General features: G+C 44.9%; 14 protein-coding genes and 2 pseudogenes. 10 read left to right on the top strand and 6 right to left on the bottom strand.

Going from position 1 to position 14,174, the window contains the following annotated elements; genetic code table 11:
• Positions 1-68: 68 nt before the first annotated feature.
• From EWV60_RS17175 to EWV60_RS17160, 4 genes are all read right to left on the bottom strand, one after another.
• Positions 69-347, bottom strand: coding sequence for a UPF0175 family protein (locus EWV60_RS17175; protein WP_004163807.1), 279 nt, complete (start codon positions 345-347; stop codon positions 69-71).
• A gap of 143 nt (positions 348-490) precedes the next feature.
• Positions 491-799, bottom strand: coding sequence for a hypothetical protein (locus EWV60_RS17170; protein WP_103113381.1), 309 nt, complete (start codon positions 797-799; stop codon positions 491-493).
• Between the two features lie 7 nt (positions 800-806).
• The gene (locus EWV60_RS17165) at positions 807-1,466 is read right to left on the bottom strand and encodes a hypothetical protein (protein ID WP_287233635.1); all 660 of its coding nucleotides are present in this window, start codon (positions 1,464-1,466) and stop codon (positions 807-809) included.
• 3 nt (positions 1,467-1,469) lie between these two features.
• A complete protein-coding gene (locus EWV60_RS17160) occupies positions 1,470-4,610 on the bottom strand; it encodes a CHAT domain-containing protein (protein ID WP_287233629.1) in 3,141 nt (1,046 codons plus the stop codon).
• A 486-nt stretch (positions 4,611-5,096) separates the two neighbouring features.
• On the opposite strand from EWV60_RS17160, the gene EWV60_RS17155 reads away from it, so the two are divergent.
• Genes EWV60_RS17155 through EWV60_RS17145 form a run of 3 tightly spaced genes read left to right on the top strand, consistent with a single transcriptional unit; the run spans position 5,097 to position 9,000 of the window.
• Positions 5,097-7,007 (top strand): heavy metal translocating P-type ATPase, encoded by a 1,911-nt coding sequence (locus EWV60_RS17155; protein WP_287233626.1) that lies wholly within the window; start codon positions 5,097-5,099, stop codon positions 7,005-7,007.
• Positions 7,008-7,027: 20 nt separating this feature from the next.
• Positions 7,028-8,308: a histidine--tRNA ligase gene (gene hisS / locus EWV60_RS17150; protein ID WP_287233624.1), complete on the top strand. Its 1,281-nt coding sequence runs from the start codon at positions 7,028-7,030 to the stop codon at positions 8,306-8,308.
• A gap of 41 nt (positions 8,309-8,349) precedes the next feature.
• Positions 8,350-9,000 (top strand): hypothetical protein, encoded by a 651-nt coding sequence (locus EWV60_RS17145; RefSeq protein ID WP_287233621.1) that lies wholly within the window; start codon positions 8,350-8,352, stop codon positions 8,998-9,000.
• Between the two features lie 41 nt (positions 9,001-9,041).
• Here the strand turns inward: EWV60_RS17145 and murJ are convergent, their stop codons facing one another.
• Together murJ and EWV60_RS17135 are read right to left on the bottom strand one after the other, a co-directional pair.
• Positions 9,042-10,769, bottom strand: coding sequence for a murein biosynthesis integral membrane protein MurJ (murJ, locus tag EWV60_RS17140; RefSeq protein ID WP_287233619.1), 1,728 nt, complete (start codon positions 10,767-10,769; stop codon positions 9,042-9,044).
• Positions 10,714-11,250 (bottom strand): hypothetical protein, encoded by a 537-nt coding sequence (locus EWV60_RS17135; RefSeq protein ID WP_002773569.1) that lies wholly within the window; start codon positions 11,248-11,250, stop codon positions 10,714-10,716. Before EWV60_RS17135 ends, murJ begins: the two co-directional genes overlap by 56 nt.
• 592 nt (positions 11,251-11,842) lie before the next feature.
• Between EWV60_RS17135 and EWV60_RS17130 the strand changes: the two genes are divergently transcribed.
• The 7 genes and pseudogenes from EWV60_RS17130 to EWV60_RS17100 all read left to right on the top strand — a co-directional run.
• On the top strand, positions 11,843-12,082 hold the full coding sequence (locus EWV60_RS17130; protein WP_287233617.1) for a DUF4160 domain-containing protein: 240 nt from the start codon (positions 11,843-11,845) through the stop codon (positions 12,080-12,082).
• A 7-nt stretch (positions 12,083-12,089) separates the two neighbouring features.
• On the top strand, positions 12,090-12,335 hold the full coding sequence (locus tag EWV60_RS17125) for a DUF2442 domain-containing protein (protein WP_043997139.1): 246 nt from the start codon (positions 12,090-12,092) through the stop codon (positions 12,333-12,335).
• A 404-nt stretch (positions 12,336-12,739) separates the two neighbouring features.
• The gene (locus EWV60_RS17120) at positions 12,740-12,946 is read left to right on the top strand and encodes a hypothetical protein (RefSeq protein WP_002737153.1); all 207 of its coding nucleotides are present in this window, start codon (positions 12,740-12,742) and stop codon (positions 12,944-12,946) included.
• Positions 12,947-13,120: 174 nt separating this feature from the next.
• Positions 13,121-13,438, top strand: a pseudogene (locus EWV60_RS17115) (hypothetical protein); the annotation flags it as partial.
• Positions 13,439-13,538: 100 nt separating this feature from the next.
• The gene (locus tag EWV60_RS17110; RefSeq protein WP_287233613.1) at positions 13,539-13,829 is read left to right on the top strand and encodes a DUF433 domain-containing protein; all 291 of its coding nucleotides are present in this window, start codon (positions 13,539-13,541) and stop codon (positions 13,827-13,829) included.
• Positions 13,829-13,960 (top strand): hypothetical protein, encoded by a 132-nt coding sequence (locus EWV60_RS17105; RefSeq protein ID WP_255527476.1) that lies wholly within the window; start codon positions 13,829-13,831, stop codon positions 13,958-13,960. Before EWV60_RS17110 ends, EWV60_RS17105 begins: the two co-directional genes overlap by 1 nt.
• Positions 13,926-14,174, top strand: a pseudogene (locus EWV60_RS17100) (IS1 family transposase); the annotation flags it as partial. The gene EWV60_RS17105 and the pseudogene EWV60_RS17100, both read left to right, overlap by 35 nt.

The raw sequence follows: 14,174 nt of genomic DNA, 5'->3' as shown, positions 1-14,174 counted from the left end.
TATCAGCGCCCTCCTTATTAAGGGGATATCAAAGGCGAAATCTATCTTCAATTTAATTGAAACGACTATCATAAAAGACTATGATCGTGTTTGTTGCGAAGTTGCTGAAGAGTCTTGCGATCGCTGTCTAGATCGACTTCATCGTAATGTAAATCGGCATCGTGGTTTTTCAAAAAAGCATCCACCACCCAACGAGAAGATAGACCTAAAATACTTCCGACCTCAGCACTGGTGATTTTTTCCGCTCGGTAGGCCTGCACCACCAAAGCCTCTAAAATTTCACGGGTAAGATTATTGTAGTTGTAATGTTGAAGCAATTCATCGGGAATATCGATAGTAATTTTCATGATTTAGCTTCCTTTTTTTTTGGGGTTACTGATAATGTTTATAGAACTTAGGTTGAGTTAAAGCATGAAACCCAACGCTTATTCTACACCTTCTCAACAGGATTTAGTATAACTTTTGGATATGGATAAAGCTGGCATTTCTATTACTTCGCTTCAAATAATTTACAAATCTCTTTAATAGAAATATAGATACCGAGAACAGCACCTAGCAAAAGAGGGATTTGACTATCCGAACCAAGGCATTTCTGAAAATTTTCATCGGTTAACACTTTATAGACGACCTTAACTAGGGTAAATGCAGTCCACAAAGTTAACCCAGAAACAAAAAGAATTTCTAGATAAGACTTATTGTTTCCCCGTCTTGGCTGTTTTTTTGTAACCAGTGCCACGCTTGCGGTAATAACCAAGGTTCCGATTAACAAAAGAAAGTTTTCAATGTTAACAATCTTCATCAAAAATTTATGCTGATTTTGTTTTCCTAAAGGTAATATACCATCCGCAGCCGGCCGCTAATATCGCACCAATAACCGCACCGTAAACTCCCGCAATCGATCCTCCTAGGGCCGCACCTCCCACCGTTACCACCATCAGGCGATCGGCTTTATCCCAAAATCGAGGGGAATCAGCACCCTCGTGATCAAGGGGGATCCCCTCGCGTTTCGGCACCCCCCTTACTAATGGATAGATCAAGCGGGGCAGGGGGGATCCTGAATCAAGGGGGATCCCCCCGCCTGTCGGCACCCCCCTTATCAAGGGGGGCAGGGGGGATCCAGCTAATTTTTGGGCAGTTTTTACCCAATCTTGGCTAGGAATAACATCATTAATAAATAGGGCCTCGAAATCTAAACTATCGGGAAAAATGACGCTTAAACTTTTGGCGCATTCTTGGTTAGCATAGGCTGCGTCTAACTCTTCGATCGCTTTTTTATAAGCTTTTTCTAGGGGGGGAAAATCCTTGACAAGTTGCCGCAATTGTGTTGCTGCCTGGGGTTGTTCTTCCCTTAATAATCGTTCAATTTCTTTGAGCGATCGCTGTAGATATTCTGGCAAGGGTTCAGTCTGCTGTGCGAGGGCGATTAGCAGCGCTTCAAGATCGATAATTGTTTTGGGAATTTCCATAAGTTAGTCCTGTCCAGTCAGGGTATAGGCTGCCCAATGGTAAGGATCACTATATTCTGTTAGTTGATCTAGCCCTATTGTACTGCCTTCCTTTAAAATATTCGCCGCCCTCACCTCCAGTCGATCGACCCCTTCCCTTAGGTCGGGAAGTTGTCCAAGTTGCTCGATCCAGTTAGCTAGTTGCTGCCAAGTGATATTTTTTAACCAATTTTGTGTATTTTTCAGAGCTAGGGCCGGGGATTCACCCGCTAATAATCTTTGATAGAAGTTAACCATAAACCAAGCACTAGAAATCTCCTTCACCGGCCAGAGGGTACTGACCACATTAGTCGCACCGGCTGCCAAGAAAGCACTGACGAGGCCGACGTATTCGGTAGTAATGCCATCCTTACCGGTGAGAGCGGTTTCACAGGCAGCCAGACAGACGAGACGGTAACTAGAGAGGTTGAGCTTGTTGATATCCCGGACAGTCAATAAACCATCGCTAAGGGCGATCGCAGACTCCTGGGGACGAAAAGAGTCATAAAAGCCGTGACCAGTGAAATGAAAGGTTTTATGGGCATTTTCGAGGGCTTTGCGGACGTTTTCCCGTGATGCCTTTTTCGGGCTAATTCTCTGGCTCGGTTGCACGATATGGCTAATAATCGCTGATTCCAGTTGGGCTAAATCCATGGGTTTTTGTTCCGTTTTGGGGTCTTCGACGCTGAGGAGGGGAGAATAGGAGGAATCGCCGGACTGGGGACGCAAACCGACCTGAGCAGAGGGGAGATAGGTGGCGGTGTATTTTTCGGGGAAGAGGGTATGTAGGGGGAAGCGGTGCAGATCCCGGTGGGGGATGAGAATCAGGGAATCAACGGAAACCGGCAAAGGTTCGAGAATTTTATCGATCTGTAAAATCCGCTTTAATTGGGCAAAACGGCTGTTAAGTGACAATCTCCAGGGGTGATTTTGTTTATTCTCGGTTTCTTTTTTACTGGCATAGTCAAGGTATTGTTTATCCCATTCAGTTAACCAAGTCCGAAACTGTCGCGCTGGTTGACGGCGTTGTTCTGGCTCTAGAATGACGGGATCAGCCTCTGCGGTGATAATAAAGGTGGTGAGATTGTCCTCGCTGAGATACCAGTAAATAATCGCCTTATTCGGACTGGTCAGGCTTTGGATAGTGGCATAATCGGGACTGGTGGGGTTTTCTTGCCAATTATCGAGAATCCAAGTCAAACAACGATTTTTATAAAATTCTGCCTGTTCAATTGCGTCTAGGGGATGATTTTCCTCGATCAGTAAATCGATTTCTAGGTGACTAAAACTGCTGAATTTTGCCTCAAAAGCCGGTTTATCGCGTTTCTGGGCGCGTAGTCGGGTGAAAAGGTGGCGCCCCTGTTGTTGATAGAATCGCGCTTCAGGGATTTCCTGTAGGGAAAGATGAGCGCGGATCAATCCTTGCAGAATTTTTAAATGATCTTCCGGGAAGTCTTTTTCGCTGAGAATCGGTAAAGCGATTTGATAATGTCGGATTGCTTCGCGCCAATAGGGACTAGCATTCTCTTTATATCGGGAATGTTCCAGATAAGCTTCCCCTAGATAGCGATAAATTTGCCCCCACGGAGGCGATCCTTGAATGAGGTGGGGAAGTGCCTCCCGGAGGGCGAAAATATGGGGTTCTCGGTCATTAAGGGCTACTATCGGTTTACGGTAAATGAGAGCTTCTAGACTAGGAGTAGAAATGCGATTTTTACTCAGAGAACAAACGGCCCACCCTCGGCCGTACCAAGCTTCATGTAAATCGGGTTTAATTTCTAAAGCTCGATCGTAGGATGCGATCGCTTCTTCAAATCTGGCTAAATCAGCTAACGCAATCCCTCGGTTGTTCCAAGCTAGATGGTAATCGGGTTTAATTTCTAAAGCTCGATCGTAGGATGCGATCGCTTGTTCAAATCTGCCTAAATTATATAACGCATTCCCTCGGTTGTACCAAGCTTGATGGTAATCGGGTTTAAATTCTAAAGCTCGATCATAGGATGCGATCTCTTCTTCTAATCTGCCTAAATTAGCTAACGCATTCCCTCGGTTGTACCAAGCTCCATGGTAATCGGGTTTAAATTCTAAAGCTCGATCGTAAGAGGCGATCGCTTCTTCCAATCTGCCTAAATTAGCTAACGCACTCCCTCGGTTGTTCCAAGCTTCATGGTCATCGGGTTTAAATTCTAAAGCTTGATCGTAGGATGCGATCGCTTCTTCTGATCTGCCTAAATTCCTTAACGCAACCCCTCGGATGTGCCAAGCATAGTGGTCATCGGGTTTAATTTCTAAAGCTCGATCCCAGGATGCGATCGCTTCTTCTAATCTGCCTAAATTATATAACGCAATCCCTCGGCTGATCCAAGCATCAGGGTAATCGGGTTTAATTTCTAAAGCTCGATCGTGAGATGCGATCGCTTCCTCAAATCTGCCTAAACCGTCTAGTGCAAATCCTCGGACATACCAAGCATGATCAAAATCGGGTTTAATTTCTAAAGCCTTGTCAGAGGAAGCAAGTGCTTCTTCATACCGCCCTAAATTGTTTAGTATAACTCCTCGAATATCCCAAGCTTGATGGAAATCGGGTTTAATTTCTAAAGCTCGATCATAGGATGCGATCGCGCCGAGAAAATCCCCATTCATGTATTTCTGGTTTCCTTGCTCAAACCAGAATTCGGCATCCTGAACCACTTCCGTTAAATCCGTCTCCTTTGAGCCTAGATTTTCCCCCTCCACACCGGAAACATCCCTCACCGCGTCGCGCAACTGGAGGCTAATCCGTTGGGACACTTCCCCCAGATTTCCCGTCATCACCTTGCCTAAAGCCGCCAGATTCCGCCCTAAAGTTTGATAATCTTCCGGATACTGTAGCCATTCCTCGCTTTTGACCTCTAACCACCGCGCCAGCTTTTTATCGTCACAATGGCGACTGTATAGCCATCCCCGTAACCCGCCGGTAGTGGTTCCCGCCGCCACCTGCTCGAATAACCCCATCAATATCCCTTCATATTCCCCATCGCTGGGTTCTGGAGGAGTATTTTTGACTTCTTTGGGGTTAATTGCCTTTGGACTGGCAATAAAGAGCGATTTTAGCCAATTCCAGAGCTTTTTTAGTAAGGATAGCATCGAAGAAAGGGGGAAAGGAAGATAAGGAAATTATATCTCTACTGCCGAAAGTCGCCCCTTTCGGGGTTAGGGACTTGCGTGGGAATAATATCCCAGCCAGAAAATCGCTCTGTAGAAGAATCAGACCGGCCAGATGGCATATTATCAAAGCGCAAGTCTCTTAGCTGCGGGGGAACTCGAAGGCTCTCCCTCTACTTAGGGTGATCAGCAAACCTGAGCACTCGGAGGGCGCAAGCATTGCGCCCCTACAGTAACGGATTTTGTCCACAATGTAGGGGCGAACCGCGTTCGCCCAAAAGGTACATTAACGTAGGGGCGAACCGCGTTCGCCCAAAAGGTACATTAACGTAGGGGCGAACCGCGTTCGCCCTAAATGGCACAGGATCAAAGCGCAAGTCCCTTAGCTGCAGGGGATAACGTCCTAGGGGTTTTCTGCATCGATCTAATTTTTTCTAGAATGGGGAGAAAAGTAATTGCCATCGATCCATGATTCAGAGTATCTCGTCCTCTTGGTTGTCTGAGTATTCCTCGGCAGTTGCCGCAGGAATTTGCGCTATTTTAGTCTTTTTTGGTTGGTTATGCCTACACTTTAATCTGATCGGCCCGGCTTTTATCCTACTAGCGATCGCATATCTGGTGGGAGGATACGAGAGTACCCAAGCAGGATTGACGACTTTATGGGAGGAAAAAGAACTAGATGTGGACCTGTTAATGATTGTAGCGGCCCTGGGGGCGGCGATTTTGGGACTCTGGGACAGTAATTACTATCTCATCATCGATGGAGCCGTTTTAATCCTGATTTTCGCCATTAGTGGCGCATTAGAACAGATTGCCATGGCAAAAACCGATCGCAATATTCGTTCTCTCATGGCCATGACTCCCGATACTGCTAGATTAATCACGGGAGACAGGGAAAAAGAGGTTCCTATCAAGCAATTACGGATCGGTGACACAGTTTTGGTCAAACCGGGCGAATTAATCCCCATTGACGGCATTATTATGGAGGGAAACAGTCCCATTAATCAAGCGCCAATTACCGGAGAATCGCTTCCCGTGGATAAAACCATCGGTGAAGAAGTCTTTGCGGGAACTCTCAACGGTGCGGGAGTGCTACGTTTAAAGGTGGAAACTCCCCCCGAAAGTCGCTTAATTGAGAGGGTGATTCGTTTGGTAGAAAAAGCGCAAAATGAATCCCCTCCCTCCCAAGAGTTTATCGAAGGTTTCGAGCGAGGTTATGCGAAAATTATCGTGATTTTGGGCTTAATTTTCGGGATTTTACCGCCTTTTTTCTGGGGTTGGACCTGGGAAACCACCATCTATCGGGCCTTAATTTTTCTCGTGGTGGCTTCTCCCTGTGCTTTAATGGCCTCAATTATGCCGGCTTTGTTATCGGGTATCGCTAACGGGGCAAAACAGGGGATTTTATTCAAAAATGGCGCAAGATTGGAGATGATCGGCCGCATACGAGCGATCGCTTTTGATAAAACCGGCACTCTCACCCTTGGTAAGTTGCAAGTGGTGGAAATTATCCCTATCCATGCAGTCAGTGAAAATGAGGTGTTAGCGGTGGCTGCAGCTCTAGAATCCTGTTCCGAACATCCCATCGGATCCGCTATTACCGCCACAGCCAGGGAACGTGGTATAAATTTCTTCAGTGCTAATCAGGTGCAAGCGGTATCAGGACGGGGTATCACGGGAAAAATTGCCGATAAGTCGGTATCTGTGGGCAATTTTGCCTATATTCGTGACCATATTGCTGATCTTGACCAGAATATCCTAGCTATCCGCGAACGTTTACAAAAAGAAGGCAAAACCCTGGTATGGGTAGTACAAGAGAATCAGATACTTGGTGCGATCGCTGTGGCCGATACCCTGCGGGAATCGGCAGTTAATCTGGTGAAGCAGCTAAAAAAGATCGGTATCGAACATATCGTTTTAATTACGGGTGATAATCAACAAAGTGCCGATAAAGTTGCTGAAAAACTCGGTATTGAGGAAGTTTACGCTGATTTACTGCCCGAAGATAAGTTAACCGTTATCCAAAATCTCCAAGAAAAATATCACACTGTCGCTATGGTGGGGGATGGCATTAATGACGCGCCCGCTTTAGCTATGGCTAATGTGGGGATTGCCATGGGAAAAGCTGGTAGTGATGTGGCCTTGGAAACGGCCGATATTATCCTTATGTCCGATAATTTAGCCAAAATTCCCAGCGCGATTAACCTCGGTCGTCGTGCCAATCGCATCGTTAAACAGAATATCACTTTCGCCCTCGCGTTTATCGGCATATTGCTAATAGCCAATTTTGCCGGTGATATAACTTTACCTCTGGGTGTTATCGGTCATGAAGGATCGACGGTATTAGTGACTCTAAGCGGTTTAAGATTGTTCAAATAGGGATAAAAATACAGAGAACTATGGGCGAAATCCAGGCAATCCGAGGCACAAAAGATATTTTACCGGCGGAGGTCGGTTACTGGCAGTGGTTAGAGGAAACTGCCAGCAGAATTTTAGGGACTGCGCTGTATCAAGAGATACGAACTCCTATTTTTGAACAGACGCAACTTTTTGAACGGGGTATCGGGGAAGCGACGGACGTGGTGGGTAAAGAAATGTACACTTTCTTTGATCGCGGTCAACGTTCCCTGACTTTGCGACCGGAGGGAACGGCTGGGGTCGTTCGCGCCTATATTGAACACAAATTACAGGCCGCCGGAGGAGTACAAAGACTCTGGTATAAGGGGCCGATGTTTCGTTATGAACGTCCGCAAGCGGGTAGGCAGCGACAGTTTCATCAAATTGGGGTCGAATTGTTGGGAACTGATGACCCTAGGGCGGATGTGGAAGTAATTACCCTTGCCAGCGAGATATTAAAAGCTGTGGGGCTAGAAAACCTAAAATTAGACCTTAATTCCCTGGGAAATGCCCAAGATAGGCAAAATTATCGTCAGGCCCTGCTAGATTATTTGACTCCCTACAAAGCTGATTTAGACGCGGATTCTCAACAGAGATTAGAAAAAAATCCCCTGCGAATTTTGGATAGTAAGGACGAGAAAACCAAGATTATCTGTGAGAATGCCCCCAGTATTCTTGAACATCTCGGTAGTGATTCTCAAAAGCATTTTGAACGGGTGCAATCTTTACTAACCGATTTGGGAGTTATCTATAATCTTAATCCCTCTTTAGTGCGTGGATTGGACTATTACACCCATACGGCCTTTGAAATTCAGTCCGATGATTTAGGCGCTCAAGCTACGGTTTGCGGTGGTGGTCGTTATGATGGTTTAATAGCTCAATTAGGCGGTCCAGACACGCCGGCAGTGGGTTGGGCGATCGGTTTAGAACGTCTGATTATATTATTACAACAAAAGCAATCTTTATCTTTTTTGGTTCCCGATTTTTATCTCGTCTCCAAAGGAGAAAAAGCTGAGGCCCGCAGTGTGGTATTAGCGCAGCAATTACGCGGATTGGGGTTTAGCGTCGAGTTAGACTTAAGCGGCAGCGCTTTCGGGAAACAATTTAAACGGGCCGATCGAGCTAAGGCCGTGGGCTGTATAATTTTGGGGGATGCTGAGGCTGAAAATGGCACGGTACAACTGAAATGGATGGCCACCCAAGAACAAATTAGTCTAACCCAAGCGGATTTACTGACACAAGCAGGGGAATTAAAAGCGCAAATCTCCCGGCACAAATCCTAAGTTTTAGCGTCATGGCCAAACATTAGGCCTAGGCTAGGATTATGGAATTTATACTGCAAAAACAAGGGGAGAATCACGGACGCACAATTTCTACTAATTCCCTAGAAATTGTCTCGGAAAACTATCGTCTTTTGGCCCGTCTGGATTCTCCTTTTGCTCATATTGAAGTGCGTATCGATTACGAATCTCCCGAAAGTAGCGAACGATATACCCATTATTATCGATCGGATGCTGGGGGGTGGCTGGAAATTTTTTCCTATCGAGATTTAGGAATAGGTAGCTGGAAAATTCGCTGTTATGGGGATATTTTGGCCGAATTAGGGGGGCAAGGTTGGCAAGAAATGTTAACTTTAATTGTTACTCCTGTTAAGATCAATTATCTGGCTCAATTAGAACAGTTAATTAAAACCGAAATTGAACCTTTCTTAGCACGAGAATACTCTCCAGAAATGGTAAAATTAGAATTGGCCGATTTAACTAATAATTCTGCGTTTGTTTTTGATTTATGCCTACCAGAGGAAACAATGACTGCTGGGGAAGGGGTAACTCTAGAACTGCCGGAACCTGCTAATATGAAAAAGAGCCTTCAAAGTTTATCTAATCGCAATTCTGCACCCCTACCCCCGAAAATATCCGGTTCTAATTCTCGCCGAAAATCACCGCAACTGCCCCCAATTCCTAAAAATAAATAACCTGATAGTATGTAATGATGAGGTGAGGCAGCAACTTAAACCTAAGATTTTTTCAAGAACTTCTGACGAACTCGCGAGATTAATAGGTCTAATTCCGGTAACTTCAATAACATCGCACCGAGGAGGAATAAACCCACCGCTACGGTTGAAGCAAAACCTAACTGTAATAATTGTAGGAAAATATTACCAGCACCGAAAACCTTTTCCCAACCCCAACTAGCACCCCAACTACTAACACCAGAAAGTATTGTAATTACCGTTAATCCCAATAAGGATAAACCCCATTCTCCCAAGGGTAAACCTCCTAAACGACGATTTAAAATCACCGTAAAAATGCCCATAGAAAGGATATTAACCCCCACGGTTGCTAAAACAATCCCCGGAGTACCAAAAGGTCTATACAAGAGGAAATCCAGCGCACCATTGAGAAAAATATTTACCATACTCACCTTAAAAGGAGTTTCGCCATCACCCAAAGCATAGAACACTCGTACTAAAACATCGCGACCGAGATAGAAAAACATCCCGAAACCGTAGGCCATTAATACGGGAACCACCTGTTCCGAGGCAGCCAGATTAAAGGCACCCCGTTGATAGATAACCCGCACTACCGGGAAAGCGAGGGCGATAAAGATAGCGGTGAAGGGTAACATGGTTAAAGCCGTCAATAATAAACCCTGACGGATTCTTTGCTTCAATTCTCCCCAATTTTCCGGTTCCGTCAGTCGAGAAAATATCGGCATAAACGGCACGAGAATCATGTTAGACATGATGCCCAAGGGCGTGAGAACGATAAAACTGGCGTAACGCATGGAAGCGGCGGCATTTTCGATAAAAGAAGCGAAAAAGAGGTCAGTATAAACGTTAATATGCAACATTCCCGAAGATAAGGTGGCCGGAATCATCACCCGCAACACCTCCGACACCCCCGGTATCCGCCAATCCCAACGAAATGTTAATTTTCCTAAACCTGACTTGACTTGTGCGCCCACTTGTGCTAACCATTGCCAGAGCGCCCCGACGAGAGTACCACCGGCGAGGACAAAACCCCCCAGTTGCACATATTGCGGCTCATCAATGCGATCGCCAAGAAACCAAGCCAGCAAACCCACCCCGATAATCACCGCCACACTGGAAAAAAGCGGACTGAGACTCGGTAGCCAGTATTGGTCCGCCGCGTTGAGAGTACCGAAACCGATGCCGATTAAACCGGCTAAAACCGCCATGGGGGCCATAATTTGCAGTTGTTGAATGGCCATGCTGCGGGTGGCGGCATCTAAACCGGGAGCGAGAACATCGATAAAAATATTGGCAAAAACGATTAAAAAGACGGTGACAGCTAATAAAATCGCACTGACTAGGGTGGTAATAGTCTCGACAATCGGCGCGGACTCGGATTTATCTCTTTTGGCCAAAACACTGACCAAAGCACTGTGAAAGGGGCCGTTAATGCCACCGAGGAGAATTAACAGAAAACCGGGGATAACGTAGGCAAAAGCGTAGGCGTTCACCACTGGCCCGACACCGTAGGCAGCGGCGATTACCTGTTCGCGGACTAAACCAAAAACCTTACTGATTAAGGTGGCAACGGCGACAATTCCGGCAATACCGGCTAAGGAACGGGTAGCTTTCTTATTAATGACGACACCTCGAAAGAAAACAACTGCATTGATCGATTCTACCCGTTTCTGTGTTCCCGTAGAAAAGCGATCTCTAGTTGTCAAATTTAATTTGACTGGAGTGTATAACACCCATTTCCCCACAGACATCCGTATAATACCAAGAGCCAACCGAACCATAAATATTGATGGTTCTACGTTCTCTGACTGAACAGATGATATTGCCATTGGGGGATGTTCTCACATTTGATGGTGGAGAAAAGACTATTGCTGTGGCGATTCTTGATGTGGATTGAGAACTATTGAATCTGTAACTACACACCACCTCTAGCATTGTTTGAGTCGCCTGAGAGCGGGGACGATGAATTTGTCTTTCGGGAAAAGTCGTCCAAGTTCCGTTATCACAATTAGCTTGGCTAACCAGTCGTTGATTTCCTAAATAATAAACAAAGTCAACACTACGCGAACTAGCCGGAACAATTGAACATAAATCGATGTTAACGCTTTTTCCCGTCACAGCAGTTCCGGCAAAGTAATTACAAGTTTGAGCCAAAACTATATTGGGTTTTGCCCAGGAAGTACCGACTACCATTGTCAAAGATAGACTAGAAATCAAAATAATTTTTTTCATGGTTGATTTGACATTTTCTGAAGGCTTTTTCTGAGATTATTTTATACTCAATTGAATTGCGGCTAGAACCTGATGGCGACAAAATATTAGTATTTCTTATCTAATTCTCTGTTCCCGCCGAAAAGCGATCGCTAGTTGTCAAATTTAATTTGACTGGAATGTATAACACCCATTTCTCCATAGACATTCGTATCATACCAAGAGCCAACCGAACCATAAATATTGATGGTTCTACTCTTGATTACAAAAATCCCCCGTTCAAGAAAACTTAACAATGCCCACCAGCGATCGCAGTTGACAAGACTAAAGCGATCGCACTGGATGAAAGTATTTCTAAGGCGATCAACAAAGGTTTAAGAATGTGAGGGATTGATGTTACAATATCTCTTGAATAGATATTATTAATTGAAGCTTTCGATAAAGAACGCATATAATAAGCCAATAAAAATAAAAAGGTGCGTTAATTGCACCCTACGCGATTGGCGAGCGCTCTGAAAGTCCTTATCGGTCTGATTGGCGTGCGACAATGATCGCTACAATTTCCGACTATAATAAAGAACCAGCAACCCTCAATGATTACGAATTTCACTGAATGCCAACGGTCATTAGAATTGGACATTTTCGGTTTCACTTCTATTCCGATGAAGGTTCCGAACCGCCACCTACTCATGTACGTTCTCCTGATGGTGAATGTAAATTTTGGCTTGAACCGATAATCATTTTAGCTTCCAATCGTGGTATTCCTTCCCATGAGCTACGGGAAGTAGAGAGGCTAGTTTATAAAAATCAAGACCTTTTAAGGAGTGCTTATCGTGATTTCCACAAACATTAATCCTATAATGACTGTTGAGCCTGCCGCCATTCGAGCCTGGGCAGAAGAACGCATGATATACGTTGAACTCAGTGATGGACGTATTATCGGTTTTCCTAGTGATCGCTTCCGTATTTTGAAACAAGCAACGAATGAGCAATTGGCGGCGGTTAAGGTTGAAGTCAACGGCTATGCTCTACGGTGGGAAGAATTAGATGAGGATATTACCGTTCCGGGGATTGTCGCTGGTCATTTTCAGTTACCGCCTTTCTAATCTGTTTTGATAGTTCAAGCAATTGTAGGATGAGTTGGCGTAGGCGATCGCACTGTTTTAAAGTTTAATTAACAAGAAGATAGTGATCTCACTGGATGAAAGTGTTCCTAATGTGATCGCCAAAGGTTTACCAATTCTCCAAAGTCTGACTACAGAAGTTTAATCCCCCTAAATCCCCCTTAAAAAGGGGAACTTAAAGGGGGATTTAAATTCGATGTGTAGTTTTCATTTAGAGAAATGGTATTACAATCTCTTCAGAGGAAGAGCTAATGGGGGCTTCTGATGAGGAACAGTTAGCTTATGCTTTATTGCAAGGCCGAGTTATTTTCACTTTTGATGATGGCGATCGCTGATGCTTCTACGCGCTGTGCTAACATCTCCAATATTATAGGTGTTTTTGCTTTATGAAAAATCAGTTATTAAAATTAGCTTTTGAAGTAGAAATTGAAGAAGGGGAGCAACTCAATCTTCCCAGTTCTATTGTGCAAGGAATTGGTAAAGGGAAGTGGGTGATTACTATTCAGCCCAAAACCTTAGTTAGCGATCGCCTTCATTCTTCTTTTCTGAATAGTTATGCCTCAGAAGACGAAGGTTTATATGACGATTATTAAAGGAGGTGAGTTCTGGGTTGCCAAAATTCTATTTACTGATGGTACATCATCAAAAAAAAGACCTGTGTTGATTCTTTGGGTTGATGGAGATGACGTGTGAGTGGTTATACAACGGTGGTCCCTACCAGTTAGTCATTTTCCACTTCTTACTAGGTGTCTTCTGCTACCTCGGTCGGACGTTTAATCTTCCAATACGCTTCTTTCAACAATAGCCGCTCCCTGCACTTCTTCTTGGGTGCTTGGCCGGTAATCGGTATCTGGTTTACGGCAATGGGTGTTAGCACCATGGCGTTCAACCTCAACGGTTTCAACTTCAACCAGTCGATTCTCGATTCTCAAGGTCGTGTAATCGGTACTTGGGCCGATGTGCTGAACCGCGCTGGTATCGGTATGGAAGTAATGCACGAACGTAATGCACATAACTTCCCCTTAGACTTGGCTAGTGGTGAACAGGCTCCTGTAGCTCTGACCGCTCCCGCTATCAATGGTTAATTCCTAGTCTGAACGAAAAGGCACTCCCGCGAGGGGGTGCTTTTTTGTTGTTAGAATTGGGGAACGGGGTACAATGAAAGGGAATTCTCTAAGGGGAAATATGGCTATAGGCATCGATATTGGCGAATTTATTGTTGCTAGTCCAGATATTTGTAATGCCCGTCCCCGGATTGCGGGAACTAGAATCACGATTCAAAGTTTAGTCATGGATCATAAAACGGGAATGAGTGCCGAAGCGATCGCTAGGGAGTATCCTCGGTTAAATCTGGCTCAAATTTATAGCGCTCTAGCGTATTATCACGCGAATAAAGAACGGATAGAAGCCGATATCTATGCTTACCGAGCGGATTGTGAAGACTGGGAATCCCGATATCGAGCCGGTGAATTGTAATGAGTCAAATCCGTCTCTACTTTGATGAAGATGCGGGTCAACGCTCGGTCGTGCAAGCTTTGCGGAATCTGAAGATTGATGTAATTACCACTTGGGAAGACGATAAAGGTTTATATTTGGCTGGCAATTGATAGAAAGACAAGGGAAATTATTGGTTGCTATGCGCGGAGATAGGAGTCGTCAATCAGCCAAAAAACTTTGGGGCCAGTTTACCAAGTGTTTACCGACAATGCGCTGTTGCTTACACAGACTTTTGGGAGTCCTATAAGACAGTAATTCCTAGTAAACGTCATCGGGCAGTAGGTAAAGAAACTGGTCAAACTAATCCTATTGAAAGATTAAATA

It is taken from the genome of Microcystis sp. Msp_OC_L_20101000_S702 (genome assembly GCF_007095705.1).
In the GTDB taxonomy this organism is placed as follows: domain Bacteria; phylum Cyanobacteriota; class Cyanobacteriia; order Cyanobacteriales; family Microcystaceae; genus Microcystis; species Microcystis ichthyoblabe_A.
Note: the sequence above shows the minus strand (reverse complement) of the source record. Positions and strands in the feature narration are given on the sequence as shown.